This window comes from Terrabacter sp. GCM10028922, assembly GCF_042666095.1.
Taxonomy (GTDB): domain Bacteria; phylum Actinomycetota; class Actinomycetes; order Actinomycetales; family Dermatophilaceae; genus Terrabacter.
Genome location: NZ_JBHTFG010000036.1, coordinates 184,456 through 211,159 on the forward strand (window position 1 = coordinate 184,456; position 26,704 = coordinate 211,159).

Here is a 26,704-nt window from a genome sequence, read left to right on the forward strand (position 1 = left end):
TCAGCCCTACCTCTCGTCACCGGCTCGGCCGGCACCTGTGCCCGCACCCTGCGGCCGATCGACCCCGTGGGCACCACCGGCATCCGGCTCGGCCGGCTCCTCGTGCGTCTCCTCCACCTCGGAGGTCTCGAGGTGCGTCGTGTCGGCGAAGGAGACCAGCTCGAGCGCGCCGTCCTCGCGGCGTACGTAACGCGTGATCGAACAGTTGCCGAGCGGTTCGTCCCTCTCCACGTCGAGGAGGCGCCGCTCGTCGAGACCCTCGAGGACGAGCCGGAAGCTCATGATGACTGCCTGGTGCGTGAAGACCCACACCCGCCGGTCGGCGTGGAGCGCGGCGACGTCGATCAGCACCTGACGCACGCGCAGGGCCACATCGGTCCAGCTCTCGCCACCCGGCGGGCGGTAGTAGAACTTGCCGAGCCGAGAACGCCGTTCGGCCTCCTCGGGGTGGTGCTCCCGGATGCCGAGTCCCGTCAGTCCGTCGAAGACCCCCAGGTCGCGCTCGCGCAGGCGCTCGTCCAGTGCGGGCTCGAGGTCGAGCGCGTCCGCCACGATCCGCGCGGTCTGCGCGGCTCTCGCGTACGGCGAGCTGAGGACCACCTGGGGCCGCTGCTGCTCGCCGAACCCGGCCACGTGGCGCGCCAGGACGTCCGCCTGGTGCTCCCCACGCCGCGAGAGAGGCGTGTCCGGGTCCCGCGTCTCCAGGTCCAGCCGCCCGGCCCCGCGCCGGCGCGCCTCTGCGTCAGCGAGGTTGCCGATGCTCTCGCCGTGACGGACCAGGACGAGCTCCTCGACGTGCGTGCGCACCGGCGCACTGCTCGGTTCGATCGACACCCGGTCTCCTTCTCTCGGCCGACAGGAGGCTGATACCCAGCGTCGTGGCCGACGCAACACCCGACGCACCATCCGTCGCACCATCCGCCGGCGCCCGGGAGCCGACGGGATCCGCCCAGCACCGCCGGTGTCGACGTTTCGGTGGTGCAGGTGCGGGTATCTCCGACGCAGGAGCGCATCCGCTCCGCGACGAAGGAGAGGGCACTCATGGGCGTGTGCGACATGTGTGGCAACGACTACGACCGGAGCTTCACGATCACCCGGGGAGACCGGTCCGGCACGTACGACAGCCTCGAGTGCGCCGTCACCGACTGGGCGCCCGCGTGCGGCCACTGCGGCTGCCGCGTCCTCGGCCACGGCGTCGAGGAGGACGGGACCGTCTTCTGCTGCTCGCACTGCGCGCGGGCCGCCGAGGGCGGCCGGCACAGTCACCGCGCGCGCGCCGGCTCCTGACCAACGGCGACTTCCCGCGACGTGTCAGTGGCTGGTCGACGGGTGGTCGTAGAGCACCGAACGTCCGAAGGAGGACACAGCATGAAAGTACGAGACGCAATGACGGCCGGGGCCGAGTGCGTGGGCGAGAACGAGACGCTCGTCGACGCGGCACGCAAGATGGCCGACCTCGACGTCGGCGCCCTGCCGATCTGCGGCGAGGACAACCGGCTCAAGGGCATGGTCAGCGACCGAGACATCGTCGTGAAGGTGCTGGCTCGCGGTGACGACCCGAACACCGTGACCGCCGGCCAGCTCGGCGAGGGCAAACCCGTCACGATCGGGGCCGACGACAGTCTCGAGGAGGCCTTGCGGACGATGAGCCAGTACCAGGTGCGCCGGCTGCCCGTCATCGACGGGCACGACCTCGTCGGGATGCTCAGCCAGGCAGATCTCGCGAAGTCACTCCCTGACGAGTCGGCCGGTGACCTGATCCAGGCCATCTCCTCCGGCCGCTGACGCGCTACTGACGCGCTCCTGACGCGCCAAGGCTGAGGCCCCGACCTGGACGGTCGGGGCCTCGAGCGTGAGCGGCCCAGCGTGTGGCAGGAGCGGACTCACTCCACGGCGGTCAACGGACCCCACGGGCGCCGCCGCGACCGGCCACGGTGTCGTCATGACCCACAGCTCCGGCATGCTGCCTGCCCAGGACGAGACCGAGCGCGATCATGCCGAGCCCGAGGACGAGGTGCAGCCAGTTGTCCGCGTTGTTGACGGGGACGATGTTGGCGCCCGACTCCTTGTCGATGACGAGGCCGTAGACCCACAGCACGACGTAGATGACCCCGGCCCAGATCAAGTAGCTCCGTGAGGTGCTCCACCTGCGCGCCGCCACGACTCCCACGACGCCGAAGAGCAGGTGGACGAGGTTGTGCAGGATCGAGACCTGGAAGATGCCGAGCAGCTTCGCGTCGGACTCGTGTCCGGCGAATCCCAGGTCGCTGTAGTCGGACGTGATCCCGGGGATGAAGCCGGCGATGCCGACGAGCAGGAAGACGATGCCGACAGCGAGGGCAGCACGCTGCACCCTGGTCCGCGTCAGACCTCCGGCAGGGGCGCGAGTTGTCGTGCGATCCATGTGAATACCTTTCTCTTGCAAGCTGTTTCCAGCGTCAGGGCGGAGAGTCCACAGGACGTCCTGCCGACCCTCCACACCCGGCTCACCCAGTCGGGCAGCGGGATCATCGCTGCTACGGCTGGTTCCTGACGGTGCCGGCGGACTCGGAGGCGCTCTCGCGCACGTCGCTCGCGGCCTGCTGCCCCTCCTGCTTGACGTCGTCGGCGGCTGACTTCGCCTTCTCCTTGACCGCCTCGGCGGCTTCCTGCGCCGGCTGCTTGAGGTGCTCGGCCGACTCGCTGGCCGCGTCCTTGGCGACGCTCTGTGCCTCCTGGATCACCGGTTCCGCCTTGTCCTTGATGGCCTGCGAGAGCTCACGCTCCTTCTGCGACGCCGGCAGGAGCGAGCCGACGAGCCAGCCGGCGCCCAGGGCGATGACTCCGGCAGCCAGCGGGTTGCCCTGGGTCTTGCGCTCCACGGCGGAGCCCGCCTGGGAGGCGGCGCCACCCACACCGTGGGCCATGCCCGAGGCGCGGTCGCCGGCGTCCGACGCCGTGCCCATGACGCGCTCCCGCAGCGCGGCTGCACGGCCCTTGACCTTGTCGGCCTGCCGTTGCGCGATGTGGCCCGGGCTGACCGACTCACCCAGGGCGTTGACGTCCCGGCTCAGCTCCTCACGCGTGCGTTCGATGTCTGCCCGGATGGCATCCGGGTCGTTCGTGGTCGGGTAGTTCGTGCTCATCGGGTTTCCTCGTTTCCCTTCAGCGCGTCCGGGACCCGCTTGGCGGTCTCCGTCGTGCGCGGCAGTCCTTGGATCTGTTGTGTCGTGCGACGTCCCATCGCTGCGAGGATCGCCGCGGCGATCCCCCAGACGGCCATGACGATGACGGCGGCCCAACCCCGGCTGTCCAGCACGCCGGACAGCCATTCCCACACGGCGATCGAGAGGAAGAGCAGGGTCATCCATCCCGCGAGGGCAGCGGCGCCGAACTGACCGGCGGCCTTTCCGGCCCGCGTCGCGGACTCACGGACCTCCGCCTTGGCCAGCTCGACCTCCTGCCGCAGCAGGGTGGTCAGCCCCTGGCTGATGTCACCGACCAGCTCACCGATGGAGGCGTGCTCCGCCTTCTCGTGCGAGCTCTCCTCGGTGTACCGGGGTGGGGCGTATGCCGTGTCGTCGGCTCGCTCCCTCGGCGCAGAGGAGGTGGTCGTGACCGTCGGATCGGCCGCGGCATACGCGCCGGTCGACCCGGCGCCCATGGCTGTGGGCGACCCGAGTGCGTCTCGGCCGGTGTCGCCTTCGGGCACGGTGCTCATCAGCGCACCCCGCCTCGGCCTTCGGTGAGCGTCTCGTCGAGCGGGTCGGACGTCACGCCTCCGGTCATCGAGGTGACCGCGTGGGTGTCGCTGTCGCGCACACCCACCGTGTACGGCTCGCTGCGCACCGGCGACGTAGCCGGTGCGACCGGCGCCGGCATGGCGGCACCCGTGCCGCTCGTCGGGTAGCCCGCGGTGCGCGCGCCGCCCATCGATCCCGCACGGCTCGTGCCACTGTCACCCGTGAGTCCACGGGTCATCCGGCCGCCGAGCAGACCAAGGGCTGCGGCGCCGAGGAGGAAGGCGCCGGGTCGGCGACGAGCGAGTGAGCGGAGCTCCTCGAGCATGTCTCCGGGCTGACGGTTCTCGAGCCAGTCGGCGAAGGATCCGGCGCGGTCCGCTGCCTGCTGGGCAGCCTCGCCTGCGAGTCCCTGCTGCTGGGTGCTGGACGCCATCTGGCGCAGCTCGTTGGCGAGCGAGCGCAGTCCGCTGGCGGCCCGCTGTCCCTGTGACGACGCCTGGCCGTCCAGCTCGGTGCGGAGCTGGTCGAAGAGCTGGCGCAGCTGCGTGCTCGCCTCCGAGGCGACGTCCTTGACGCCGGAGGCCGCGGTCTGCGCCACCTGGCGCCCGCTGTCCTTGGCGTCGGAGGCCACGGACTTCGCCTCGGCGCCGACACTGGTGCCGGTCCCCTCTGTCGTGCCCTGGTACTGGGACGTGGTGCCTGTCGGTGAAGCACCGCTGGTGGCGGTCGACGTGGACGCTGCGCCTGCGGTCAGGTCGTCGGGCACAGTTGTCTCATAGGGTCGTTCGGTCATGGGGTGATGTCCCTTTCGTGCGCGCTCGCCCGGGTCTGGCCCCTGTCTCGAGCCGCCCGCGTGAGCAGGTGTTGCGACTCATGGGTACCCACCGCGCACCCGGCCGAACCACCCGGCGTCGGGGTGGGTGGGGCCGCGGGGAAACGGGTACGTCACTTGGCTGCGCGGTCGTCCGGTTCGGGTAGGAACCAGACAGATCGACAACCCACCGAAGGAGACCGACCATGAGCGGAACGCTCCCCCGCATCGCCGTCGTCACCGGAGCCGACTCCGGAATCGGCCGCGCCACCGCACTGCTGCTGGCCGCGGAGGGCTTCGACATCGGGCTCACCGTGCACGAGGACGACGAGGGCGCGCGGCGCACTGCCGCGGACGTCAAGGAACGTGGGCAGCGTTGCGCGGTGGAGCCGTTCGACGCGGCCTCGTCGGCGGCAGGCGAGACGGTCGACCGCCTCGCCGACGAGCTGGGCGGCATCGGCGTGCTCGTCAACGTCGCCGGGACGGGCCACTCGACCGCGGCGCTCGAGCTCGACCTCGCCACGTGGAACCAGGTCCTCGCCACGGACCTCACCGGCCCGTTCCTCTGCGCCCGCCACGCCGCACGGCGCATGGTCGAGGCGGGACGCGGCGGGCGCATCATCAATGTGACGAGCGTCCACGAGCACGTGCCGCGGCTCGGGGCTGCCGCCTACTGCGCGGCCAAGGCCGGGCTCGGCATGCTGACGAAGGTGCTGGCCCTGGAGCTCGCCGAGCACGGCATCACCGTCAACGCCGTCGCCCCGGGCGAGATCGCCACGGAGATGACCGGCCAGGACGAGGAGGACGCCTACCGCACCTCTCGTCCCGGCAACCCTCTCGGCCGGCCCGGTCACGTCAACGAGGTGGCGTCGGTGGTCGGCTTCCTCGCCTCCCCGCGCTCGACCTACGTGACCGGCTCGTCGTACGCCGTCGACGGCGGGCTCATGCTCATGAGCGCCCACGGTCACGACGACGCGGACCCGGGCTGGCGCCGGCTGTGATGCCTGCGTTCCCGGTGCACCAGGGACGCGTGCTGGGTACGGAGGAGCCGACATCGCCCTGCCGGGCGAGATGTTCACCGTCCCAGTCGTGATCGAAGAGGAGTGCCATGTCGAAGGACGCCATCGTCCTGCTGAGGGAAGACCACCAGGAGGTGCGCAGGCAGTTCCGCGCCTTCCGCAAGCCGGACCAGACGCCGGTGCAGAAGCAGACCGTCGTCGACACGATCCTCGAGCTGCTCACCGTGCACACCTACGTCGAGAACGAGGTCATGTACCCCCGGGTCCGCGAGCTGCTGCCGGACCTGGAGGACGACGTGCTGGAGTCGTACGAGGAGCACCACGTCGCCGACGTCCTCTGCGTCGAGCTGGCGGCCATGGACGCCACCGACGAGCGGTTCGACGCCAAGACCACGGTGCTCATCGAGAACGTCGAGCACCACATGGAGGAAGAGGAGCAGGAGTGGTTCCCCAGGGTCCGCGCGGGTCTCGGGCGCAAGCAGCTGCAGGAGCTCGGTGAGGAGCTGCTCGAGGCGAAGCGGCGCGCTCCGCGCCGGCCGGAGCAGCCGAGCGCCATGAAGAAGGCCGTCGACGCGGTCGTCTCCTGACCTCGCGCCCGGGACGACGGCCCGACCACCATGCGACGGTCGGGCCTTCGTCGGGCTCAGACGACGAGTGCCTGGGTCGACACCTCCTTGATCTTGGCGTTCGCCCACGTGGCCTGCCGTTTCGTCTCCGCCTGGCACCGCGTCGCCAGCTCGAGGAGGTCGTCGTGCCCGATCGCCTGCGCTGCCTGGCCGATCATCTCCCAGTCGGTGAGCACGCTGGAGGCGCGCAGGTACACCTCGCGGAGGTCGCGCACCATGACCAGCTCGGTCGCCCTCGACCGGCCGCCCCGTTCAGAGATCCAGCGGCGGGCCTCGTCCAGGAGCGACGGGGTGCCGTCGGGTGCCGGGTCGAGCTCCTCCCCGAAGGCCCCGGCGATGGCCGCGATCTCGCGCACGTGCCGGACCGACCACTCGGCGAGGTCACGCCCCAGGTGGAAGACCTCGTGGTCCGCGCGGTGCTGGTCCGCCACCCTCAGCAGGGTGCGGGCGAGCTCGTTCTCGTCGCTGTGCAGGTCCCTCAGCACCGTCCCGATCTTCATCGGCGCTCTCCTTCCGTCGCGTCGGCCAGCGGTGCGGATGCCGTCGTGCGTGGGGCGGGTGCGGGTGTGCCGTCGCCGTCCGCGACCTTGCGCACCGAGCACGCGGCGGTCTTGAAGATCGGCTGCTTGGACGCCGGGTCCCAGTCGGTGGCGGTGAGCTCGTTCGCAGCCCGACCGTGGTCGCCCGGACGCCAGCCCTCCCCAGTGTCCCAGTAGCCGTAGTGGAACGGCAGGAAGACGACCCCGGGCCGTATGCCGCTGACCCGTACCCGCGCCTGCACCTCTCCGCGCGGGGTCCGGACCTCTGCGAGGTCCCCCTCGCGCAGGCCGTGGGTGGCTGCGTCGTGCCGTGACACCTCGACCCACACCTCGGGCGCGGCGGCCTGCAGCTCGGGGGCCCGAGCCGTCCTCGTGCGGGTGTGGAAGTGGTAGACGGTGCGGCCGGTGACGAGCTGGAGCGGGTGCTGCTCGTCGGGCAGCTCGTGCGCCGGCCGGTAGTCGGCCGCCTTGATCACGGCGCGCCCGTAGGGGTTGAGCGCGCGGTACTCCTGCTCCTCGACGGGCGCCCCCGTCACGAGGTCGCGACCGTAGCTCTCGCACTCGTCGGGTGACGCCCAGAAGACACCCCCGGCGTACAGCCGCTCCGTCCCGCCCGGCGCCTCGTCGGTGCACGGCCACTGGACGCCGCCGCCGCGCAGCTTGTCGTAGCTGAGCGCGCTGTAGTCGCACGGTCGGCCGCGACTGCACTCGCGCCACGCGTCGAACGCGTCCTCCGGTGTCGACCACTTCACAAGTGGGTGACCGTCCTTGTCCTGCAGGCCCACCCGCCGCGCGAAGTCGATGAGGATGTCGAGGTCGGAGCGCGCCTCGCCGGGCGGGTCCACCGCCTTCTCGGACAGATGCACCGTGCGGTCGGCGTTGGTGAACGTGCCGGTCTTCTCGCCCCACGCCGCAGCGGGGAGCACGACGTCTGCGAGCTGGGCCGTCTCGGTGAGGAAGATGTCCTGCACGACGAGGAAGAGCCGGTCCTGCGCGAGGATGGAGCGCATTCGGGCGAGCTCCGGCATCGAGACCACGGGGTTGGTGCCCGACACCCAGAGCAGCCGGATGGATCCGTCCTCGACGTAGCGCATGATCTGCATCGCATGCGTCGGCGGCGTCGCGTGCGGGATCTGCTTCGGCTCGATGTTCCAGACGCGGGCGAGGTCGGCGACGTGGGCCTGGTTGCTCCAGTTGCGGAAGCCGGCGAGGTCGCCGTCGGCGCCGCACTCGCGGGTGTTCTGTGCGGTCGGCTGACCGTTCATCTGGAGGATGCCGCAGCCTGGCCGGCCGATCATGCCGCGCAGCAGGTGGAGGTTGTTGACCTGGACCGCGGCGGCCGTGGCCTGGTGGGACTGGTAGAAGCCCTGCAGCACGGTCGACACGAGTGCCTCCGCCTCTCCCACGAGATCGGCGGCGGCGCGGATGTCGGCCGCCGGCACGTCGCAGATGGTGCTGACGACGTCCGGCGAGTAGCGGCTGACCGTCTTCTCGAGGTCGTCGTAGCCGACGGTGTGTGCATGGACCCATCCCTCGTCGACGTGACCGCGGGCGATCACCTCGTGGAGCAGCGCGTTCATGAGGGCGAGGTTGGTGCCCGGCCGTGGCGCGAGGTGCACCGTCGCGGCCTTGGCGACGGGGGTCGGGCGCGGGTCGACGCAGAGGATGGCGGGCGGGTCCTCCCCCGCGAGGCGGTCGAGGATCCGCATCCAGAGCACCGTCTGGGTCTCGGCGACGTTGTGCCCGAAGAGCGCGACGGCGTCGGCGTGGTCGAGGTCGGTGTAGGAGCCCGGCTGCCCGTCGCTGCCGAACGACTCCTTGAGGGCCTCGGCCGCCGTGGCCGTGCAGAGCCTCGTGTTGCCGTCGACGTGGCTGGTCCGGATGCCGCCGTGCGCGACGAGCGCGAGCGTGTAGTACTCCTCGAGGAAGAGCTGACCCGTCGTGTAGAAGCCGACGGCGCTGGGTCCCTGCTCGTCGAGCAGCTCGCGCGTGCGGCGTACGACGGCGTCCATCGCTTCGTCCCAGGAGCATTCGACGAGTCGCCCGTCGCGGCGCACGAGGGGGCTGGTCAGGCGGTCGGGCGACTGGATGGCCTGCCATCCGAACAGGTCCTTCGGCCCGAGCCGCCCGTGGTTGACGCGGTCGCCGGACCGGCCACGCACGCCGACGATCCGGCCGTCGCGGACGGCGATGTCGAAGGCGTCCCCGTTCGAGTGGAGTGTCGAGGCGCTCTGCACCCAGCGGTCGACGTCCTCGTCGCGGGTGCCGGCGGCCAGATGCTGGTCGACACGGTCGGGCCAGCGGTCACCCCTGGCGTACGGCGTTCGGTCACCCCAGACGTCGGTGATGCGGTCTTCGGTACTCACTGCTGTCCTCCTCGTCGAGCGAATGCCGTCGGCGAGCGGCTCAATGGTCCGGACCGGGCGTCCCGGCCGTCAGCGCCCCCTTACCCGCTCGGCCGCTGGAGCAGGACCGCGGGGGCCCTGGTCACCAAGGCCCCCGGGACGGCTGCTGCGGTCACCGACGCAGGTCGGCGAGCGCGCGCTCCTTCGCGGCGGTGAACTGCTCACCGAGCTCGCTCAGCTGCTGGTTGCTCGCCGCCTTCGCGAAGGCCGGCAGGATCTGCTGCTCCTCCTCCTCCACGTGGTGGCGCACCTCGCCGATCATCGCGGCGATCAGCCCGTCGACGCCGGGCGCATCCGGCTCGGAGGACCGCAGCTGTGCGAGAGTCGACTCCACGTGGTGGTGCTCCTCGAGACCGTCGTCGACGTCCTCGCCCTCGTCGGGCACGGTGGCCTTGATCGCCGGGTAGACGACCTCCTCCTCGGCCTTCGAGTGCGGCACGAGCATCTCCGTGACCTGTTCGAGCAGGTCGCGGATCTGGTCGGGCTCGGCGGACTCGAGCTTCTTGAAGACGGACTCCAGCTTGGCGTGGTCGTCCTTGATGAGCGTGATGACACCGGACATGGTCAGCCTCTCCCCTACGCGGTACGGATGTGCGAGCCACCACGGTCGACCGCGGAGCTCGCCTTCGCGCTTCAAGTACCCAGTCGGCGTTCGACCATCACGTCGGGGACGGGCGGCGCGTCACGGCCCCACGGAGTCGACGACCTCGCCCAGCGGCATACGGTGCACGTGGGCTGAGCCGGGCAGCCCCGGTACGAGACCGAGCAACACGCGGAACCGGGTGGCTCCGGGCACCGACAGGCCGAAGGACCATTGGCCTGCCTCGGCGTGGTGCTCCTCGTCCGTCAGGGACAGTGTCTCCGGGTCGACATCGGGATAGGCATGCACCACCGCCGCAACCGCCGCATCCAGTGCCTCAGGGCGTGGAAGCGCCACCGGCGGGCCCGGTGCGAACTGACCCACCATGCGGGAGAACGCGCTTCGCATCACCGGCGTCAGGTCCGGCACCCACCCGCCCGTGGCGGGTGGGGCGCCCACGGCGATGAGCACCGAGAGGTGCGCCTCCCCCACACCGGCGCGGTCACCGCGATGCCTTCGCGAGACGTCGACGACCCACGACGGCGCGCCGCCCGCCAGCTCGAGGACCGGCTCGAGGCACTCCAGGTAGGGCACCTCGTCGAACCGACCCTCTGCTGCTGCCCCGGCCGTCGGTGCCAGGTCGACCAGGTAGACGTCGTGCGGCACGTCGTCGAGCGAGCGAGCACCGGCAACGATGACCCGCAACCCGTCGACCAGGCCCTTGCGCAGCGCGGTGATCATGAGCCCAGACTTCTCCACTGGAGCCGCCTCGGCAACGAGAACGGCCAGACACGCGGCCCGCGGCCCGACCGGTGCGCGAACCACGCCCAGAGTGAGCGCTCAACCCAGATGCGAGGCCGACGGAGGTGATCGCAGTCGCCCAGCGGGTAATAGGGCAGGGTCGGCACCGTCCGGCCACCCGAAGGAGGCAGACATGACGAACCAACCGGGCTTTCCCGTCGCTCCCGGCGCCGGGCTGGCAGCCGCGGCGATGAGCTCAGCAGACGACGCGGATCAGACCGCGGGGAGGTCGACGGACCAGGGCGTCCCGGTCGGCGCGGAGGATGTCCGCGCCGACGAGGAACGCGCTCGCGGCGATGACGACACCGAGGACGCCCTCGACGAGGGCTCGGGCGCGGCAGCCTGGCCCGACCACGGTGACGAGGACGACGGCGTTCCGGTCGGGGCGGCCGATGCCGAGGAGGACCGGCGGCGTGCATCCGAAGAGGCAGAGCCGGGCTGAACGACGGTTCCGAGGTCACCGCATGAATGACAAGACGATCGAGTCGGACGTCGCCGGCCACCTGCGCCGTGTGGCGGAGGACTTCGAGCGGCTCGGAGAGCAGCTCAGCAGCTCGTCGCAGCCGAACCCCTTCGACGCCGTGACGCGCCTGGCCGTCGAACGCGTGCCGGCGGCGGCCGGGGCGAGCATCACGACCCTGAAGCAGGGCCGGTTCACCACCGCAGGGTCCACCGACGACGTGGTGAGGCGGGCGGACGCCATCCAGTACGAGCTCGGCTCGGGACCGTGCATCGACGCCATCGTCGAGCAGACGCTCTACCAGCCGAAGGACCTCGGCTCTGACGGCCGCTGGCCCGAGTACGGGAGACGTGTCGTGGGTGAGCTCGGGATGCGCAGCATGCTCTCCTACAGGATGAACCTCGAGTCGACCGGGACCATCGCCGGGATGAACATGTACGCGCGGGAGGTGGACGCCTTCGACGAGCGCGACGTCGCGGAAGGTCTTCTCCTGACCACGCACGCCGCCCAGGCCGTCACCGCGGCGCATCTGCGCGAACAGGCGAAGCACCTGGAACGTGCGCTCGAGTCGAACCGCGACATCGGCGCGGCCATCGGCGTGCTGATGGCGCAGCACAAGCTCACGAGGGACCAGGCCTTCGATCTGCTCCGCATCGCGAGCCAGAACACCAACCGCAAGCTGCACGACGTCGCGCTGGACGTCATCGACACCGGCGTCGTGGACGTCACGCCCCACGGGCGCAGCTGAGAGAGGCGTCCACACGCGCTGTCGAGCACCGCGCTGTGGGTAACAGGAGAGCATGGAACCGCTGCCTCAGACACGTCACGCGTTGCGACTGCTGTCCCAGTACGAGGACGACGAGCTCGACCTCGCCACGGCGGAGGTCGCTGACAGCCTGGCGAACGTCGTTCCCGGCTTGGTCGGGTTCAGCCTCACGCTCGTCCAGCACGGCGTCACGATGACGTACGTCTCTTCTGATCCGGACCTGGCCGTCCTCGACGCCGCCCAGTACCTCGACGACGGACCCTGTGAGGAGTCTCTGCGGACCGGAGAGACGGTCGCGTCAGACTCCGACGTCATGGACGAGCGCGCATGGCACGTGTTCGCGCAGGCCGCGGCGGCGCGGGGTGTGCGCAGCAGTCTGTCCCTTCCCGTCACCGTCGGCGGCCGGGTCGTGGCGGGGGTCAACCTCTACGGCAGTGAAGCGGACACGTTCGAACGACACCACGAGACGTTGGCATCCCTGTTCGGCGCGGAGGGCAGCGAGGCGGTCACGAATGCCGACCTGGCGTTCGCCACCCGGCGCGAGGCGGTGAAGGCGCCGGAGCGGTTGCAGGACCTCCACGTCGTCGACATGGCGACGGGCATCGTTGCCGCGGCCAAGCACGTGACACCGGAGGTTGCCGCCGCCCGACTACGCGACTCGGCGATGCGCGCCGGCATCACCGTCAGCGAGTTCGCCCACTGGATCGTCCGCCTCAACCGCAACGAACCGTGAGGGCGTGCTCAGGCCGATCACAGCGAGGGCAGCGACAGCTCCGTCAGGGTGCCGTCACGCCACGCGATGCGTACCACGTCAGCGACCGGCCCCGTGGACACCTCGACGATGCTCGGGAGATCCTCTCGGGGCACGGGATCCATCGTGGATCCGCACAGGGTCACCGCGACCACGTGCACGCCGGCTTCATCGGACAGCAGCTGCCTCGACAGGACGGGGACGAGCGTGACCTCACCCAGTGGGCTGGTTCCCCGCTCCTCCCGCACGCCGCCTGACCATCGTTCGGGGTCCGAGAGCGGGACCACCTGCGACAGCAGGGACCCCGAGCGCACATGGGCGACGTCGACCTCCCTGTGCGGCCTCTGCTCCAGCCCGCCGGCAAGCGGCCACCCACTGACCTCCAGCGTCAGCTCCCGTTCGTCCGACCCGCCACGGTCGGAGGGGTCGACGCGTACTGCGCGCACCTCGGTCGCACCGTGCACCGCGGACGCGGTCGTGATCCAGGGGCCGCTGGTCACGACACCCGGCCGGCCGGAGCCGTGGTCCGGAGACGTGTCGGCCGAGGCGTCCACCCAGTGGGCACGCGCCCGCGACGCACCGATGGCGACCGCGTCGCTCATCGACGTCCCCAGCGCGACGAAACCGTTGCGATGACTCACGTTCCCGGCTCCGTCGAGGACGCCGACGGAGTTGTCGGACGGCGAGCCGAGCGTTGCGCCCACCAGTGGCGGGATCGTGGCCGTCGAGTAGCCGAGACGGGCGTAGAGCGGCGAGTCGGTGCGGTCGTCCCCCGGTGTCGAGTGATCGGTCCCGTGGTTGACGACGCGCACGATGCCGTCGGTCTTGGTGCCACTGACCAGCCAGCCAGGAGCGGCGATGACACGACTCGTGTCGGCGCGCTCGAGCGGCAGTGGCTGTTCGACGGCGGTCCAGACGGAATGCGTCTCGGGAAGGGACAGGCCGTAGAACCCCTTCGCCGCCCAGTACGGCGAACCGAACCCGGAGTAGTCCTGTGCCATCCGGGGCCACGCGTGCCGCAGCCCCAGCGTCAGCAGGCCGCGGTCGTCGGGCGCCCCGTGCGAGACGAAGTGCCGCAGCATGCCGGAGCACGCCCGACGGATCAGCCCGGGGTCGAGGTCGCTCTCCCCGGTCGCAGCTCCCACCCAGAGCGGGGCCGCCGCCGCGAAGCGGTAGATCAGGCTGCGACCTTGCAGTAGCGGCGCGCCGTCGGCGCCGACGAGCGCCACGGCGTCGTCGAGGAAGCGGCGCAACCGGGCGGCATACGCGCGTCGGCGCGTTGCTGGACACAGCTGCGGCCCGGCCATGTCCGCCCACACGAGCGGGTAGAAGTGCAGCGCCCACCCCGCGTAGTGGTCGTACGCGCGCTCGGGACCGTCGGCGTACCAGCCGTCGCCCCGGTAGAGCGACTCGTGCACGGCCAGGCCCGACTCGACGTCCTCGGCCGACCAGCGCGCACCGACCGAGCACAGGAACGTCTCGACGACGACCTGGAACCACACCCAGTTGATCGGCGGGTAGCGGCCGCCGACGACCGACTCGAGCCAGTCGACGATCGATGCCCGCTGCGCGTCCTGCAGCCTGTCCCAGATCCAGGGTCGGGTCAGGTGGAGACCCAGCGCGATCGAGGCCGCCTCGACCTTGGCCTGGTCGAGCTCGTCGGGCCGGGGCCACCGCGTGCTCGACGTGGGGTCCGTCCCGGCGACCAGCCCGTCGGCGTACCACTCGGCGAGTCCGTGGGCATCCGTCCCGTCCTCGCCCTTGAGGCGGAACGCGGCGAGCATGAAGCTGCGCGCGAACGCCTCGAGGGAGTCGCTGCGCTCGCCGTAGCGGCTGGTGCGCCCGGGGAGACGGAACCCGGAGCGGTCGGCCGTCGCATACGGCCTCAAGGACAGGAGCATCCGGTCGGCCGCGCCGCTCCAGTGGGCGCGCGTCAGGCCGGTGATCGGCGACCGGTCGTCGTGGTCGTCGCGGTCGGAAGGGTGGAGCGGGTCAGTCGAGGTCACGGGGGTCCTTCGCGACAGGCGTCGACACGGAGGGAGAGGGTGCCGGGGCGGCGGGAGTGGTCACGCGAAGGCCTCCATCGGACGGCGACTGGGAAAGCGTTTACCAACCTACAGCCTGAGGGCGTCGGCGAGGACGACCGAGGAGGCCCTGATGACGAGCTCCGGCACGACGAGCACCCGCTGCGTCGGCCGGCGCCTGCCCTCGACCAGTCGAGCGACCATCATCTCGACCGCCAGTCGACCCACCTGGTGCTTCGGCGGCCTGACGGCCGTCATCGCGGGCTGCGCCAGGTTGGCGACCTCGTCGTCGTAGGCCACGACCGCCAGCTCCTCGGGGATCCGGATGCCGACCTCCGCGCAGTACTGCTGGACGGACAGCGCGTCGGGGTCGCTGTGGATGATCAGGGCAGTGGTGTCCGACTCCCGACAGCGGTCGAGCACCCCCGCGATGATCGCGCGGTGGCCCGGCGCGTCCAGGCTCACCGACTCCCGGACGACGAAGTCGTCGGGGATCCCGAGGTCGGCACAGGCGGCCACCCAGCCCCGCTCGAGGTGCACCGACGTCGGGCTGCCCTTCGACAGCAGCAGACCCAGGCGCCGATGGCCCTGCTCGACGAGGTGGCGCACGGCCAGCTCCAACCCGAGGGCATGGTCGCTGCGCACCCACTCGAGCTGCCTCGTCGTCGGAGTCCACCGCGGCGCCTGGCGCTCGACGAGGATCGTGGGCACCTGGAGGCCACCGATCCACTCGATCAGCCCGTCGACGCGTTCGGAGTCCACGTTGGGCGCCAGCAGCAGGCCCTGCACCTGCTGCGACTCGATGAGCCGCGTGATCTGGCGTCGGTCCTCCTCGGGGTCATAGCTCGACCCGCGCAGCTGGATCTGGACGCCCTGCGCGGTCGCCGCCGTACGGGCGCCGGTGACGACCGGGGGCCAGTAGTAGTCCAGGGACGGCACGACCATGCCGATGGTGAAGCGAGGGGTGGCCGACCGGGCGCGCCGTGGTTCGGGCCGCTCGGCCTGCATCGGAAGGGTCGCACCACCGTGGACCTTCGTGAGCGCACCTCGCGCAGCCAGTGCGGAGATGTCACGACGCACCGTCAGCTCGCTCACGCCCAGCAGCTCGGCGAGCTCACGGACGCGCACGGCACCGGCACGGCGCAGCTCGTCGAGCAGTCGCTCATGTCGCTGCGCGGCGAAGAGCCTCTCGTCGGCCATCTGACACCTCCAGTCGCTGCTCGGTTCGCCCGCATCGGTTCCGGACCTGACCGGCTCAGGTGGCGAGGAGCCGGTGAAGGGTCCGCGCCTCGTCGACGAGCACCTCGACGGAGTCGCCGGGGACGAACTCCAGCATCACGTCGCAGCCCGGTGCCGACTCCCGGATCCGGTCCAACGCCGGCGCCCAGAGGTCCTCCCGGGTGGCCAGCTCGTGACGCTCATGGGCGGGCCACCAGGCGAAAACGTGGACCGCGCTGAGGCGCTCGGGGACGGCCTCGAGAAGCGCGTCGAGCTCCGCGAGCGCCAGGGGCGTCGGCTGGCCGATGTCCGGCTGCCAGTAGGTGGTCACGACATCCGAGCCGACCTCGTCGAGGAGACGAAGGGTCATCGCAGCCGTGTCACTGAGCGTGTCGGGGTGATGCTCCACCGCGATCTCGAGGCCCAGGTCAGCCGCGCGTCGCCCGAGCGACCGGAGCGCGTGCACCACGTGCATGCGGGTCTCGGCGTCGGTGTGCTCACTGCCGAGCTGTCCCGCCCAGACCCGGACCCGCGGTGCCCCCAGGATGCTCGCCGCGGCCAGCACGGCCTCACCCTCGTCGGCGCTCGAGCTGCCCGCCTTCCAGTAGGAACCGTAGGAGGCGATCCGCAGGCCGGCGGAGGCGGAGGCCTCTCGGCACCGTTCGAGGAGTGGCGCGTCGAGGGGCGGGGCGTGCACGTCTGCCCCCCATTCGACGCAGGTCAGCCCCGCAGCGCCGGCCGCCAGCGCCACCTCCTCGGGCGGGAGGTGGCGCAACGTGACGGAGACCAGACCCGGCGCCGGCAAAGTCGTCCTCTCGGTAAACGCATTCCAAACTGACCGACCAACTATTGCACACAGTCCGAGCCTCCATCTAGAGTTGACGGAAAACGCTTTCCTAGTCATCCGTCAGGAGCACTCATGGCACGATCGATCGGCATCATCATGAACGGCGTCACGGGGCGCATGGGGTACCGGCAGCACCTCGTGCGCTCGATCCTCGCGATCCGGGAGCAGGGTGGTGTCGAGCTGAGCGACGGCTCGCGTCTCCAGGTCGACCCGGTCCTCGTCGGGCGAAACCCCGACAAGGTCAAGGAGATCGCGGAGCGCCACGAGGTCGACCGCTGGACGACCGACCTCGACGCAGCCCTGGCCAACCCTGACGACACGATCTACTTCGACGCCCAGCTGACCACCGTCCGCGAGGAGGCCATCCTCAAGGCCATCGCGGCCGGCAAGCACGTCTACACCGAGAAGCCCGTCGCCGAGTCGCTCGAGGGGTCACTGCGCCTCGCCTCGGCCGCCGCCGAGGCCGGTGTCAAGCACGGCGTCGTCCACGACAAGCTCTACCTGCCCGGGCTGCTCAAGCTCAAGCGGCTCATCGACAGTGGCTTCTTCGGCCGCATCCTCTCGGTCCGGGGCGAGTTCGGCTACTGGGTCTTCGAGGGTGACTGGCAGCCCGCGCAGCGGCCGAGCTGGAACTACCGCAAGGAGGACGGCGGTGGCATGACGACCGACATGTTCTGCCACTGGAACTACGTCCTGGAGAACCTCTTCGGCCGGGTCGAGGCCGTCACGGCCAGGACGGTGACGCACATCCCGGAGCGATGGGACGAGCAGGGCCGCAGGTACGCCGCGACGGCTGACGACGCGGCGTACGGCATCTTCGAGCTCGAGGGTGGCGTCATCGCCCAGATCAACTCGTCGTGGGCGACACGGGTGCATCGCGACGAGCTCGTCGAGTTCCACGTCGACGGCACCGAGGGCAGCGCCGTTGCCGGCCTGCACCGTTGCGTGGTCCAGCACCGCGCCGAGACCCCGAAGCCGGTCTGGAACCCCGACCTCGTCGAGGCGACGCAGTTCCGCGACCAGTGGCACCCCGTCCCCGACAACGCTGCCTTCGACAACGGCTTCAAGGCGCAGTGGGAGCAGTTCCTGCGGTACGTGGTCGGCGAGGGCGAGCACGCGTACGACTTCCTCGCCGGCGCACGCGGCGTGCGCCTCGCCGAGGCCGGCCTGCAGTCCTCGGCGCAGGGTCGCCGGATCGAGCTCGGGAGGCTGTCGGCATGACGTCCCTCGACGTGCCTCGCGCCGACGGGACCTGGGACCGGCTCGAGCTACGTGGACCCCGTGACTGGCCGACGACCACCATCCCGTTCACCACGCGCGTCGCCTTCGGGGCCGCCCACGTTGTCGCCGACCCGCTCGGCGACAACGTGCCCGGAGCCCCCGCGGTCGTCGACTGGGAGTCGACGCTGGCCTTCCGCCGGCACCTGTTCGCCCATGGCCTCGGCGTCGCCGAGGCCATGGACACCGCCCAGCGGGGCATGGGTCTCGACTGGGCGACGACGCAGGAGCTGATCCGCCGCTCCGCCGGACAGGCCGCCGAGCTGGGCGCCCGCATCGCCTCCGGCGCAGGGACGGACCACCTGTCCCCCGACGTGTCGTCCGTCGACGAGGTCCTCGCCGGCTATGAGCAGCAGCTCGAGTTCGTCGAGTCGACGGGCTCACAGGCCATCATCATGGCCAGCCGCCAGCTCGCCCGGGTCGCGACCGGGTTCGACGACTACGCCCGGGTCTACGACCGGCTCCTTCGCCAGGCCGAGCGTCCGGTCATCCTGCACTGGCTCGGGACCGCCTTCGACCCGGCACTCGCCGGGTACTGGGGCTCGGACGACGTCGACGTCGCGACGAAGAACCTCCTCACCGTCATCGCCGACCACGCCGACGTCGTCGACGGCGTCAAGGTGTCCCTGCTCGACGCGGACCACGAGAAGGCGCTGCGCGCAGCGCTCCCCGAGGGGGTGCGCCTCTACACGGGCGACGACTTCAACTACCCCGAGCTCATCAAGGGCGACGGCACGCACCACTCGGACGCCCTCCTCGGCATCTTCGCGGCCATCGCCCCGGCGGCAGGGGCGGCACTGCACGCGCTCGACGACGGCGACGCGGCGGCATACGACTCCTACCTCGAGCCGACGCTCCCGCTCGCCCGGCACGTCTTCGCCGCCCCCACGTACTACTACAAGACCGGTATCGCCTTCCTCGCCTGGCTGAGCGGGCACCAGCCGGGCTTCACCATGGTCGGCGGCCTGCAGAGCGCACGCTCCGTCGTGCACCTGGCCGAGACCCTCCGCCTCGCGGACGCCGCAGGGCTCCTGCCCGACCCCGACCTCGCGGCGCAGCGCTTTGGCAGCCTCCTCGCGACCGCAGGGCTCACCCGATGACCGCCTCGCTGGAACGCCTGTCGCTCAACCAGAAGACGACCAATTCGTGGACCCTGCCCGAGGCGGTTGCTGGCTGCGTGCGCGCGGGCCTGCACTCCATCGGCGTGTGGCGCGAACCGCTCGCCGAGATCGGCGTCGAGCGGGCCCGGGCCCTGATCGACGACGCGGGACTGCGCGTGTCGTCGTTGTGCCGCGGCGGGTTCCTCACCGCCACAGACGCTTCCGCCTTCGAGTCCGCCATCGACGAGAACCTGCGTGCGATCGACGAGGCGGCGTCTCTCGACGCTGGCTGCCTCGTCATGGTCGTCGGCGGACTCCCCGAGGGCTCGCGCGACCTGCCGGCGGCCCGCGCGCGCGTGGCAGAGGGCATCGCCCGCCTCGCCCCGGTCGCTGGCGACCGCGGCGTGCGGCTCGCGCTCGAGCCCATGCACCCGATCTTCACCGCCGACCGCGGCGTCCTCGCCACGCTCGGCGAGGCGCTCGACCTCGCCGAGCAGTTCCCCAGCGAGCAGGTCGGCGTCGTCGTCGACTCGTTCCACGTCTGGTGGGACCCACAGCTCGAGGCCCAGCTCGCACGCGCGGGACGCTCGAACCGCATCGCCGGCTTCCAGGTCTGCGACTGGATCACCCCTCTCCCCGCCGACGCGCTCCTCTCGCGCGGCATGATGGGAGACGGCCACATCGACTTCGGCCACCACCTCCAGCTCGTCACCGCCGCCGGCTACACGGGCGACATCGAGGTCGAGATCTTCAACGCCGACGTCTGGGCGGCCGACCCCGATGCCGTCGTCGCGACGATGAAGCAGCGCTACCTCGACGTCGTCGTCGGCTCACCCGGCGGGGCGTGAGTTCGGGGCCGACGCGCTCTGCGCATCGGCCCCGAACCTGCCGCACGGCCGTACCGGGCTCAGCCCTGGCGGGAGACCATCAGCCAGCTCAGCTGGATGTCCGGCGACCGCGTCGGCGCGACGGTGACCACGACGGTCCCGTCCTCGCCAACGACGATGTCGGCGTACTCTCCGGCGGTGAAGCTGCTTGTGAACAAACGCTGCTCGTCGACGATGCTGCCGTTGATGCTCACGCGAGCGGCGCGGTTGGCCCACGGCCAGGGGTCCCAGTAGCCGGCGTGGACCGTGTAGGTGCCGGGCTCGAGTCCCTTGAACGTGTAGACGAGGCTCTCCTTGTTCTTGGCCCAGCGCAGGGTGCTGTAGAGGCCGTCCCCCGCACCGCCGTAGGTACCGCTGGTCCCCGTGAACCCCCAGGTCGCGCCGGTCTGCGGGTCGACCCCGAGGGGCTGCTCGGGCACGGAGTTGAGCAGGGTTCCCTCGGTGGCGGCGGCCTGCATCGTCCGCGTCCAGTCGGCCGTCGCCGCTCCCCCTGCGTTCACGACGTACCGGAGGTTGTGGGGCACGACCACGATGTCGCGTGTGAAGCTCCGGCCGTCGGAGAGCGTCCCACGCACCTTGGCCGGGCCGGGCTGCGCGACGGTGGTGGCGTCCCACGTCACACCCAGCGTCTCGGTCCTGCCGGACGTCGTCACCTGCACGCTGGACGGGAGACTGCTCGTGTCCCGCAGCCACACGTGGTCGGGAACCGTCGTGTCCATCGTCCACCGCTCGTACGGCTGCAGGTCCTCCAGCCGCCACTCCGCGTCCGGGCCGACCGTGAGGCTGCCGCCCTCGCCGAACGACATCGGCATCCACACGTACGGCGCCGTCGCGAGCGAGCTGGGGGTCCAGCGGTCGGCCATGAACACGAACCGGTTGCCGGCGCGGTCGAGCGGGATCACGTTGGTGCTCTGGGAGCGGAACGTGGTGGCAGCGCCGGCGGGAAGGACGGGGTTGCCCTTGTCCGTCCACGTTCCGAGGATGTCGGTGGCCGTGGCGTACTTCGCCGGGTTGGGGTCCCAGCCGGTGGCCCCGGAGGTCACGAGGTAGTAGGTCCCGCCGGACCTGAACATGGCGGGCGCCTCCCGCTGGCTGCACGGCAGGGTTCGCACGAAGTCCTTGCCCTGGACGGCCTTGTCGGGCGGGGCAGACAGGTACGTGTAGTCGGCGTCGAGCTTGGAGATGTACATCGTCCGGTTCTCCTCGGAGGAGTAGATGATGTACGCCGTCCCGTCGTCATCGACGAAGAGGTTCATGTCGCGCGCCATCCCGCCGGCGGGGTCGAACGCCGCCGACGAGCCGCACCAGGGCACCGAGTCACTGGGCACCCGGTTGAGCCGGTAGGAGTCGATCCACCGGAAGGGACCCTTGGGCGACCTGCTCACGGCCACACCGGCCTCGGCACGGGCGTACGTGGAGGTGCTGGTCGGCGAGGACGGTCCGTCGGAGTGCACCCACATGACCCACATGCCGGTGGCCTTGTTGTAGATGACCTTGGGTCGCTCGAGGATGGAGGGAGCCGCCCATCCGTCGGTTCGCACCTTGTTGGTCGACAGGTCGCGCCACACGACCTCACGCTGGTCCGGCGTGTAGCCGCGGTACAGCGAGGCGAAGTACGGGTCGTCGGTGAACTGCTCCTTGGAGCTCATGGCCCGCAGGGCGAGGCCTTCGTCGCGCCAGTTGTAGAGGTCGTGGGACGAGTAGAGGTGCACGCCCGGGCTGTCGTAGTAGCCCCTCGACCGGTCCTCGCCGTACCAGTACCAGATCCGCCGGCCGTCGTCGTCGACCGCGGGCACCACCTGACCGCCGTGGGCCTGGATGATGGCGCCGGACGCGTCGCGCCACTCCTCTCCGGGGCGGAAGGAGCTGTACTGGTGGTTGATGCTGCCACTCTCCTTCTCCAGGGCGTTCGATGCTCCCGCACCGACCGCCGAGATGAGCACGCCGAGTGCCACGACCGTGCTGAGGACCCGGGCGCGACGCGCGAGACGGCGGCGGATCATGAGGGCCCCCACGGCAGCGTGGCGCTGTGGTCCGGACTGTGGTTCTTGGGCGTTCGGGCTCGTTCCCGTGTCGACGTTGTCACCGGATCTCCTCTGGGAAACGTGACGCCCGAGGGAGGCGCCACAGGGCAACACACAGGCAAACGCATCCCCGCGGCGCGTTCCAGAGCCCGTACACAAACACGCGAACTCGATCACGGCCGAACATCGCCGCAGGGCGCGCGCCGGTCGCGCGGACGTCAGGTGCCCGGGGGCGGAGGGCTCGAGCCCGACGGCGCCCGGCGGTTGAGGCTGAACAGCTCCGGCGGTGGCTTCTGGTCCGTCTCGAGGCGCCGGTAGCTGGTCGGGGTCGTGCCGACCTCGGCCAGGAACTGACGGTTGAAGTTCGCCATGTTGTGATAGCCGCTCATCCCCGCGATCTGGGCCACGGCATGCTCGGTCGTGTCGAGAAGCCTTCGGGCGTAGGCGATCCGCAGCTTCTTGACCATGTTCGAGAACGTCATCCCGGTGGCGGCCTTGAAGTACTTGGAGAAGGTCGGCTCGGACATGTAGGCCAGCCGGGCTGCGGTCGACAGGCGGATGTCGCCGGTGAGGTTCTCGAAGATGTAGCTCAGCCCTGCCTCTCCGGCGTCACGGGAGGCGGCGTCCGTGGGTCGCCCCATCCACTCGCTCGCAACGACCTCGAACTCGTCCGACGGCGCGTGCGCGAAGAGGCCGAGCAGCCTGAAGAGATGGGCGAGCTGCTCGACGCCCTGGCTGTGCACGCAGGCGAGGATGGTCTCGGCAGCCCGCCACGCGGTGGCCCCGGAGAAGACCAGCCCCCGGGTGGACCGGTGCAGCATCTCTGAGACCTCGGCGAGCTCAGGCAGGTGCTCCATGGCTCCACGAACCCATTCGTCGCTGAACTGGATCACGGCGTCGCGGTCGACGGCCACCTGCCCGTCCGCGAGGTCGCTGACCCAGTCGTGCGGGAGGTTGGGCCCCATGAGGCTCACGTGGCCCGGGCCGAAGGTGCCGATGTGGTCGCCCGCGATGAAGCTGCCGTGGGTCTTGGTGATGAGGTGGATCTCGTACTCGGGATGAGAGCCCCAGCCGCAGATCTCACTCGGGAAGTCGTGGGTGAGGACCCGCACGGACGCCTGGGGGTGCGGAGGGATGACCTCGCGGCGCATGGTCGGACCCAGCGAGATGCCGGCAGGCACCTCTCGGGCTGACGGCATCTCTCGCGTCCGAGCGGGACCGCGGGGAGGGACGGGGCCGGACTGATACGAAATCGTCGTCTCCTTCGCAGCGGTGACGAGGCTGCCGGCGCCTCGGTGCGAGGCTCGCGCCCAGGCGTCGAAACCCTGCTGGTGCTGCGCGAAAAATAGTACCAACAACAGGTGGCTGTTGGTTCTTGTTGGCCTGTCGAGCGGCTCATTACCGTTCCGGGAAGTTCCAGTCAAGAACCACGGCGGACATCTCATCCAGGTCGCGTGGCCCCGTCCCGGACGTGCACACGCGTCGGGCCGGACGGAACGAGATGACATGCCTACCAAAGGAGTTAGGAATGCTTGCGAGAAAGCGCATGCTGACGCTCGGATCCGGCCTCGTGGCGCTCACGATGTCGGTGGCCGCGTGCTCGTCGGGAGCCGTTTCGACGGGTGCCGACACGGGGGCCGCCGGCGGCTCCGTCACCCTGAACCTGGCCACCGTGAACAACGGCCAGATGAAGGACATGGAGAAGCTCAAGACCGAGTACGAGTCGGCGAACCCGGGCGTCAAGGTCAACTTCCAGGTCATGGAGGAGAGCGACCTGCGCAGCGCCGTGACCGCCGACGTCGCGAGCGGCGCCGGACAGTACGACATCGTCACGATCGGTGCGTACGAGACGCCGCAGTGGGGCGCCAACGGCTGGCTCCAGGACCTGACCTCGGACCTCAGGTCCGACTCCTCCTACGACGTGGACGACATCCTGCCGCCGGTGCGCGACGCACTGACGCACGACGGCAAGCTCTACGCCGTCCCGTTCTACGGCGAGTCCTCGATCCTCATGTACAACAAGGAGCTGCTGGGCAAGGCGGGGGTCACGCTCGGAGCCAACCCCACCTGGCAGGAGGTGGCCGCCGCGGCGAAGAAGGTCAACACCGCCGGGACCGCCGGCATCTGCATGCGCGGCAAGCCGGGCTGGGGCGACCTCTTCGCCCCGCTCACCACGGTCGTGCAGACCTTCGGCGGCAACTGGTACGACGACCAGTGGAACGCCACGGTCGACACCCCGGAGTGGAAGAACGCCGTGACCTTCTACAAGACGATGCTCGACGAGTCGGGTGAGAAGGACCCGGTGTCCTACAGCTTCAACGAGTGCCTCACCGCCCTCAAGGAGGGCAAGGCCGCGATGTGGGCCGACGCCTCCGTGGCCGCGTCGATGCTCGAGGCGGACGACTCCCCGGTCAAGGGCAAGATGGGCTACGCCCACATGCCGGTCGACAAGACCAAGGAGTCCGGCTGGCTGTGGAGCTGGAACCTCGCCATCCCTGCCACGACGAAGCACAAGGATGCCGCGCTCACGTTCGTCAAGTGGGCGACGAGCAAGGACTACATCAAGCTCGTGGGGCAGAAGATCGGCTGGTCCAACGTCCCGCCGGGCTCACGCACCTCGACCTATGCGATCCCGGAGTACAAGGAGGCCGCCAAGGCCTACGCCCCGATCACCCTCGAGGTCATGAGCTCGGTCAACCCGAAGCAGCCCGGCGTCAACCCGCAGCCCTGGGTCGGCATCCAGTACGTCTCGATCCCCGAGTTCCAGGACGTCGGCAACAAGTGCGCGCAGTACGTCGCGGACTACCTGGCCAACCGCTCCTCCGTCGACGACGCGCTCGGCAAGTGTCAGGCCGACGCCCAGGCAGCCGGCGACAAGCACCAGTGAGCCGCACCGTCTGAGCCGCACCGTCTGAGCCGCACCGATTGAGCGGCACCGGGTGAGTGGTGGCGCCGGGCCCGGTCATGGGCCGCGCCCGGCGCCACCCTCCTCCGGTACCGCCCAGACCTGCCTCCAGGTCGCACCTCATCCCCCGGTCACGAAGAGAGTCGACATGACCACGACCACCCAGACCCCGCGCACCGACCTCGACGAGGTCGTGGCGACCACCGCGAGAGACCGTCGCCGCGTCCGGCGCAAGCAGCTGCGGACCAACCGCGGTCTGCTCCTCCCGGCCGTCATCTTCCTCGTCCTGCTCACGCAGATCCCGTTCCTCGTCACCATCGGCTTCTCGACGATGAAGTGGAACCTGCTCTACCCCAACGACCGCGGCTTCAGCGGTCTCGACAACTACTGGACCGCCCTGACGTCCGGTGAGCTGTGGCCCTCCGTCGTGGCGACCGTGCTCATCACCGCGCTGTCGGTCGTGCTGTCGCTGCTGCTCGGCCTGCTCTTCGCGATGCTCCTGGACCGGAAGCTGCCGGGTCGCGCCATCGCGCGCACGCTGATGATCACCCCGTTCCTCGTCATGCCCGCCGCGGCCGCGCTGATCTGGAAGTACTCGATGTTCGACACGAACATCGGCATGGTCAACTGGGTGCTGCGGACCCTCGGGCTGGACGCGGTGTCCTGGAGCACCGACTACCCGCTCGCCACCGTCGTCATCGTGCTCACCTGGCAGTTCACGCCGTTCATGATGCTGATCCTGCTTGCCGGTCTGCAGGGGCAGTCCAAGGAGACGCTCGAGGCCGCCCAGGTGGACGGCGCGGGCCCGTGGCGGACCTTCACGTGGATCACGCTGCCGCACCTGCGGATGTACATCGAGATCGGTGTTCTCCTCGGCTCGGTGATCATCCTGCAGGTCTTCGACCCCATCGCGATCCTCACCAAGGGCACCGGTGGCACCAAGACCCTCGCCTACCTGCTCTACGAGCGCGCCTTCATCGGGCTCGACGTCGGGCAGGCGGCGGCATACGGCGTCGTCACCGTCATCCTCACGGTCATCGTGGCGACGGTCGCCCTCAAAACCCTCTTCAAGGTCTTCATGGCAGGAGGCAGCCGATGAGCACCCCACTCAAGAACGCACTGGTCAACGTCCTCACCTGGGCGCTGGTGCTCGTCTTCTTCTTCCCAGTCCTCTGGATGTTCATCAACGCGTTCAAGCCGGAGTCGGTGGCCTCCTCGGTCAACCCCACGGTGCTCTTCACCCCGGTGATCGACGGCTACCGGCTCGCGATGGACCGGGGCATGGTCGGCTACCTGCAGAACTCCCTCACAGCTTCGGTCACCGCCACGATCATCTCGGTCGTGCTCGCCGTGCCGGCGGCCTACGCCCTGAGCATCCGCCGCGTCAAGAACGTCGAGGGCGCCCTGTCCTTCTTCATCTCGACGCGCTTCATGCCGCTCGCGGCGATCGTCCTGCCGCTGTTCATGATCCTCAAGACCATGGGGATGCTCGACAACATCTACATGCTCGCGATCGTCTACGGCGCGATGAACCTCCCGGTGACCGTGTGGATGATGCGGTCCTTCTTCCTCGAGGTGCCCTACGAGATCATCGAGGCGGCCCGGGTCGACGGTGCCGGGCTCTACCGCGAGATCGTTCGGATCGTCCTGCCGCTGGTCCTGCCCGGCATCGCGGCGGCCGCGCTCATCAGCTTCATCTTCTCGTGGAACGAGTACTTCCTCTCCCTGCTGCTGACCAGCTCCTCGGCCCGCACCACACCACCGTTCCTCGGCAGCTTCGTCGACGGACGCGGCCAGTTCCTCGCCGTGCTGTCCGCGGCGGCGACCATCGCGGCCCTGCCCGTCGTCATCGCCGGCTGGGTCGCCCAGAAGCAGCTCGTCCGCGGCCTGTCGATGGGAGCGATCAAGTGAGCGATCACGTGAGCGATCAAGTGAGCGATC

At 70.1% G+C, this 26,704-nt stretch carries 27 protein-coding genes; 13 read left to right on the plus strand and 14 right to left on the minus strand.

Translation table 11 applies throughout. The features are described 5' to 3' along the window. Positions 1 to 6 precede the first annotated feature (6 nt). A complete protein-coding gene (locus ACFQU3_RS23490; RefSeq protein WP_385914322.1) occupies positions 7 to 834 on the minus strand; it encodes a histidine phosphatase family protein in 828 nt (275 codons plus the stop codon). 144 nt (positions 835 to 978) lie between these two features. Here ACFQU3_RS23490 and ACFQU3_RS23495 point away from each other — a divergent pair, with 144 nt between their 5' ends. Further along, the gene (locus tag ACFQU3_RS23495; RefSeq protein ID WP_385914324.1) at positions 979 to 1,287 is read left to right on the plus strand and encodes a hypothetical protein; all 309 of its coding nucleotides are present in this window, start codon (positions 979 to 981) and stop codon (positions 1,285 to 1,287) included. A gap of 81 nt (positions 1,288 to 1,368) precedes the next feature. After that, on the plus strand, positions 1,369 to 1,785 hold the full coding sequence (locus ACFQU3_RS23500) for a CBS domain-containing protein (protein ID WP_385914326.1): 417 nt from the start codon (positions 1,369 to 1,371) through the stop codon (positions 1,783 to 1,785). Between the two features lie 112 nt (positions 1,786 to 1,897). Here the strand turns inward: ACFQU3_RS23500 and ACFQU3_RS23505 are convergent, their stop codons facing one another. The 4 genes from ACFQU3_RS23505 to ACFQU3_RS23520 form a co-directional block, all read right to left on the minus strand. Next, positions 1,898 to 2,404: a DUF4383 domain-containing protein gene (locus tag ACFQU3_RS23505; protein ID WP_385914328.1), complete on the minus strand. Its 507-nt coding sequence runs from the start codon at positions 2,402 to 2,404 to the stop codon at positions 1,898 to 1,900. 112 nt (positions 2,405 to 2,516) lie between these two features. Continuing rightward, positions 2,517 to 3,125 carry a DUF3618 domain-containing protein gene (locus tag ACFQU3_RS23510; RefSeq protein ID WP_385914330.1) on the minus strand — a complete coding sequence of 203 codons (609 nt, stop codon included), beginning with the start codon at positions 3,123 to 3,125 and terminating at the stop codon, positions 2,517 to 2,519. Continuing rightward, positions 3,122 to 3,700 carry a phage holin family protein gene (locus ACFQU3_RS23515; protein ID WP_385914332.1) on the minus strand — a complete coding sequence of 193 codons (579 nt, stop codon included), beginning with the start codon at positions 3,698 to 3,700 and terminating at the stop codon, positions 3,122 to 3,124. The genes ACFQU3_RS23510 and ACFQU3_RS23515 overlap by 4 nt, the downstream gene beginning before the upstream one ends. Continuing rightward, positions 3,700 to 4,515, minus strand: a complete 816-nt coding sequence (locus tag ACFQU3_RS23520) for a hypothetical protein (RefSeq protein WP_385914334.1) — start codon at positions 4,513 to 4,515, stop codon at positions 3,700 to 3,702. The genes ACFQU3_RS23515 and ACFQU3_RS23520 overlap by 1 nt, the downstream gene beginning before the upstream one ends. A 224-nt stretch (positions 4,516 to 4,739) precedes the next feature. Here ACFQU3_RS23520 and ACFQU3_RS23525 point away from each other — a divergent pair, with 224 nt between their 5' ends. After that, entirely contained in the window at positions 4,740 to 5,534 is a 795-nt protein-coding gene (locus ACFQU3_RS23525) for an SDR family oxidoreductase (RefSeq protein WP_385914336.1), read from the plus strand. A gap of 107 nt (positions 5,535 to 5,641) precedes the next feature. After that, a complete protein-coding gene (locus ACFQU3_RS23530) occupies positions 5,642 to 6,139 on the plus strand; it encodes a hemerythrin domain-containing protein (protein WP_385914338.1) in 498 nt (165 codons plus the stop codon). Between the two features lie 56 nt (positions 6,140 to 6,195). Here ACFQU3_RS23530 and ACFQU3_RS23535 read toward each other — a convergent pair whose 3' ends face one another. The 4 genes from ACFQU3_RS23535 to ACFQU3_RS23550 all read right to left on the minus strand — a co-directional run bounded on the left by ACFQU3_RS23535 (position 6,196) and on the right by ACFQU3_RS23550 (position 10,443). Next, the gene (locus ACFQU3_RS23535) at positions 6,196 to 6,678 is read right to left on the minus strand and encodes a hypothetical protein (protein ID WP_385914340.1); all 483 of its coding nucleotides are present in this window, start codon (positions 6,676 to 6,678) and stop codon (positions 6,196 to 6,198) included. Further along, a complete protein-coding gene (locus ACFQU3_RS23540) occupies positions 6,675 to 9,083 on the minus strand; it encodes a molybdopterin oxidoreductase family protein (protein WP_385914342.1) in 2,409 nt (802 codons plus the stop codon). The genes ACFQU3_RS23535 and ACFQU3_RS23540 overlap by 4 nt, the downstream gene beginning before the upstream one ends. A gap of 151 nt (positions 9,084 to 9,234) precedes the next feature. Then, on the minus strand, positions 9,235 to 9,684 hold the full coding sequence (locus ACFQU3_RS23545; RefSeq protein ID WP_385914344.1) for a hemerythrin domain-containing protein: 450 nt from the start codon (positions 9,682 to 9,684) through the stop codon (positions 9,235 to 9,237). 120 nt (positions 9,685 to 9,804) lie between these two features. Then, complete coding sequence (locus tag ACFQU3_RS23550) at positions 9,805 to 10,443, minus strand: hypothetical protein (protein ID WP_385914346.1); 639 nt, start codon at positions 10,441 to 10,443, stop codon at positions 9,805 to 9,807. 193 nt (positions 10,444 to 10,636) lie between these two features. On the opposite strand from ACFQU3_RS23550, the gene ACFQU3_RS23555 reads away from it, so the two are divergent. Genes ACFQU3_RS23555 through ACFQU3_RS23565 form a run of 3 tightly spaced genes read left to right on the plus strand, consistent with a single transcriptional unit; the run spans position 10,637 to position 12,462 of the window. Next, entirely contained in the window at positions 10,637 to 10,945 is a 309-nt protein-coding gene (locus tag ACFQU3_RS23555; RefSeq protein ID WP_385914348.1) for a hypothetical protein, read from the plus strand. A gap of 22 nt (positions 10,946 to 10,967) precedes the next feature. Beyond that, a complete protein-coding gene (locus ACFQU3_RS23560; RefSeq protein WP_385914350.1) occupies positions 10,968 to 11,711 on the plus strand; it encodes an ANTAR domain-containing protein in 744 nt (247 codons plus the stop codon). A 52-nt stretch (positions 11,712 to 11,763) separates the two neighbouring features. After that, a complete protein-coding gene (locus tag ACFQU3_RS23565) occupies positions 11,764 to 12,462 on the plus strand; it encodes a GAF and ANTAR domain-containing protein (RefSeq protein WP_385914352.1) in 699 nt (232 codons plus the stop codon). Between the two features lie 17 nt (positions 12,463 to 12,479). On the opposite strand, the gene ACFQU3_RS23570 is transcribed toward ACFQU3_RS23565, so the two are convergent. From ACFQU3_RS23570 to ACFQU3_RS23580, 3 genes are all read right to left on the minus strand, one after another. Further along, positions 12,480 to 14,486, minus strand: a complete 2,007-nt coding sequence (locus ACFQU3_RS23570; RefSeq protein WP_385914354.1) for a DUF2264 domain-containing protein — start codon at positions 14,484 to 14,486, stop codon at positions 12,480 to 12,482. Positions 14,487 to 14,594: 108 nt separating this feature from the next. Further along, positions 14,595 to 15,704 (minus strand): substrate-binding domain-containing protein, encoded by a 1,110-nt coding sequence (locus ACFQU3_RS23575; RefSeq protein ID WP_385914356.1) that lies wholly within the window; start codon positions 15,702 to 15,704, stop codon positions 14,595 to 14,597. Positions 15,705 to 15,759: 55 nt separating this feature from the next. Further along, on the minus strand, positions 15,760 to 16,626 hold the full coding sequence (locus tag ACFQU3_RS23580) for a sugar phosphate isomerase/epimerase family protein (RefSeq protein WP_385914358.1): 867 nt from the start codon (positions 16,624 to 16,626) through the stop codon (positions 15,760 to 15,762). Between the two features lie 15 nt (positions 16,627 to 16,641). On the opposite strand from ACFQU3_RS23580, the gene ACFQU3_RS23585 reads away from it, so the two are divergent. From ACFQU3_RS23585 to ACFQU3_RS23595, 3 genes are read left to right on the plus strand one after another with little or no spacing between them, the layout of a single operon-like run. After that, complete coding sequence (locus ACFQU3_RS23585) at positions 16,642 to 17,790, plus strand: Gfo/Idh/MocA family protein (protein ID WP_385914360.1); 1,149 nt, start codon at positions 16,642 to 16,644, stop codon at positions 17,788 to 17,790. Next, positions 17,787 to 18,947, plus strand: coding sequence for a dihydrodipicolinate synthase family protein (locus ACFQU3_RS23590; protein ID WP_385914362.1), 1,161 nt, complete (start codon positions 17,787 to 17,789; stop codon positions 18,945 to 18,947). Before ACFQU3_RS23585 ends, ACFQU3_RS23590 begins: the two co-directional genes overlap by 4 nt. Next, on the plus strand, positions 18,944 to 19,795 hold the full coding sequence (locus ACFQU3_RS23595) for a sugar phosphate isomerase/epimerase family protein (protein ID WP_385914364.1): 852 nt from the start codon (positions 18,944 to 18,946) through the stop codon (positions 19,793 to 19,795). Before ACFQU3_RS23590 ends, ACFQU3_RS23595 begins: the two co-directional genes overlap by 4 nt. A gap of 59 nt (positions 19,796 to 19,854) precedes the next feature. Here ACFQU3_RS23595 and ACFQU3_RS23600 read toward each other — a convergent pair whose 3' ends face one another. After that, on the minus strand, positions 19,855 to 21,837 hold the full coding sequence (locus ACFQU3_RS23600) for a glycoside hydrolase family 43 protein (protein ID WP_385914366.1): 1,983 nt from the start codon (positions 21,835 to 21,837) through the stop codon (positions 19,855 to 19,857). 239 nt (positions 21,838 to 22,076) lie between these two features. Next, positions 22,077 to 23,057: an AraC family transcriptional regulator gene (locus tag ACFQU3_RS23605; RefSeq protein ID WP_385914368.1), complete on the minus strand. Its 981-nt coding sequence runs from the start codon at positions 23,055 to 23,057 to the stop codon at positions 22,077 to 22,079. A 329-nt stretch (positions 23,058 to 23,386) separates the two neighbouring features. Between ACFQU3_RS23605 and ACFQU3_RS23610 the strand changes: the two genes are divergently transcribed. The 3 genes from ACFQU3_RS23610 to ACFQU3_RS23620 all read left to right on the plus strand — a co-directional run bounded on the left by ACFQU3_RS23610 (position 23,387) and on the right by ACFQU3_RS23620 (position 26,674). Continuing rightward, on the plus strand, positions 23,387 to 24,745 hold the full coding sequence (locus ACFQU3_RS23610; RefSeq protein WP_385914370.1) for an ABC transporter substrate-binding protein: 1,359 nt from the start codon (positions 23,387 to 23,389) through the stop codon (positions 24,743 to 24,745). A 166-nt stretch (positions 24,746 to 24,911) separates the two neighbouring features. Further along, positions 24,912 to 25,862, plus strand: coding sequence for a carbohydrate ABC transporter permease (locus tag ACFQU3_RS23615; RefSeq protein WP_385914372.1), 951 nt, complete (start codon positions 24,912 to 24,914; stop codon positions 25,860 to 25,862). Beyond that, the gene (locus ACFQU3_RS23620; protein WP_385914373.1) at positions 25,859 to 26,674 is read left to right on the plus strand and encodes a carbohydrate ABC transporter permease; all 816 of its coding nucleotides are present in this window, start codon (positions 25,859 to 25,861) and stop codon (positions 26,672 to 26,674) included. Before ACFQU3_RS23615 ends, ACFQU3_RS23620 begins: the two co-directional genes overlap by 4 nt. Positions 26,675 to 26,704 lie beyond the last annotated feature (30 nt).

What these genes read in the sequence shown, in the direction of transcription:
- ACFQU3_RS23500 (WP_385914326.1), top strand. Translation starts at nt 1,369, where the DNA reads ATGAAAGTACGAGACGCAATGACGGCCGGGGCCGAGTGCGTGGGCGAG.
- ACFQU3_RS23505 (WP_385914328.1), bottom strand. Translation starts at nt 2,404, where the DNA reads ATGGATCGCACGACAACTCGCGCCCCTGCCGGAGGTCTGACGCGGACC.
- ACFQU3_RS23510 (WP_385914330.1), bottom strand. Translation starts at nt 3,125, where the DNA reads ATGAGCACGAACTACCCGACCACGAACGACCCGGATGCCATCCGGGCA.
- ACFQU3_RS23515 (WP_385914332.1), bottom strand. Translation starts at nt 3,700, where the DNA reads ATGAGCACCGTGCCCGAAGGCGACACCGGCCGAGACGCACTCGGGTCG.
- ACFQU3_RS23520 (WP_385914334.1), bottom strand. Translation starts at nt 4,515, where the DNA reads ATGACCGAACGACCCTATGAGACAACTGTGCCCGACGACCTGACCGCA.
- ACFQU3_RS23525 (WP_385914336.1), top strand. Translation starts at nt 4,740, where the DNA reads ATGAGCGGAACGCTCCCCCGCATCGCCGTCGTCACCGGAGCCGACTCC.
- ACFQU3_RS23530 (WP_385914338.1), top strand. Translation starts at nt 5,642, where the DNA reads ATGTCGAAGGACGCCATCGTCCTGCTGAGGGAAGACCACCAGGAGGTG.
- ACFQU3_RS23535 (WP_385914340.1), bottom strand. Translation starts at nt 6,678, where the DNA reads ATGAAGATCGGGACGGTGCTGAGGGACCTGCACAGCGACGAGAACGAG.
- ACFQU3_RS23545 (WP_385914344.1), bottom strand. Translation starts at nt 9,684, where the DNA reads ATGTCCGGTGTCATCACGCTCATCAAGGACGACCACGCCAAGCTGGAG.
- ACFQU3_RS23550 (WP_385914346.1), bottom strand. Translation starts at nt 10,443, where the DNA reads ATGATCACCGCGCTGCGCAAGGGCCTGGTCGACGGGTTGCGGGTCATC.
- ACFQU3_RS23555 (WP_385914348.1), top strand. Translation starts at nt 10,637, where the DNA reads ATGACGAACCAACCGGGCTTTCCCGTCGCTCCCGGCGCCGGGCTGGCA.
- ACFQU3_RS23560 (WP_385914350.1), top strand. Translation starts at nt 10,968, where the DNA reads ATGAATGACAAGACGATCGAGTCGGACGTCGCCGGCCACCTGCGCCGT.
- ACFQU3_RS23565 (WP_385914352.1), top strand. Translation starts at nt 11,764, where the DNA reads ATGGAACCGCTGCCTCAGACACGTCACGCGTTGCGACTGCTGTCCCAG.
- ACFQU3_RS23575 (WP_385914356.1), bottom strand. Translation starts at nt 15,704, where the DNA reads ATGGCCGACGAGAGGCTCTTCGCCGCGCAGCGACATGAGCGACTGCTC.
- ACFQU3_RS23580 (WP_385914358.1), bottom strand. Translation starts at nt 16,626, where the DNA reads ATGACTAGGAAAGCGTTTTCCGTCAACTCTAGATGGAGGCTCGGACTG.
- ACFQU3_RS23585 (WP_385914360.1), top strand. Translation starts at nt 16,642, where the DNA reads ATGGCACGATCGATCGGCATCATCATGAACGGCGTCACGGGGCGCATG.
- ACFQU3_RS23590 (WP_385914362.1), top strand. Translation starts at nt 17,787, where the DNA reads ATGACGTCCCTCGACGTGCCTCGCGCCGACGGGACCTGGGACCGGCTC.
- ACFQU3_RS23595 (WP_385914364.1), top strand. Translation starts at nt 18,944, where the DNA reads ATGACCGCCTCGCTGGAACGCCTGTCGCTCAACCAGAAGACGACCAAT.
- ACFQU3_RS23600 (WP_385914366.1), bottom strand. Translation starts at nt 21,837, where the DNA reads ATGATCCGCCGCCGTCTCGCGCGTCGCGCCCGGGTCCTCAGCACGGTC.
- ACFQU3_RS23605 (WP_385914368.1), bottom strand. Translation starts at nt 23,057, where the DNA reads ATGCCGTCAGCCCGAGAGGTGCCTGCCGGCATCTCGCTGGGTCCGACC.
- ACFQU3_RS23610 (WP_385914370.1), top strand. Translation starts at nt 23,387, where the DNA reads ATGCTTGCGAGAAAGCGCATGCTGACGCTCGGATCCGGCCTCGTGGCG.
- ACFQU3_RS23615 (WP_385914372.1), top strand. Translation starts at nt 24,912, where the DNA reads ATGACCACGACCACCCAGACCCCGCGCACCGACCTCGACGAGGTCGTG.
- ACFQU3_RS23620 (WP_385914373.1), top strand. Translation starts at nt 25,859, where the DNA reads ATGAGCACCCCACTCAAGAACGCACTGGTCAACGTCCTCACCTGGGCG.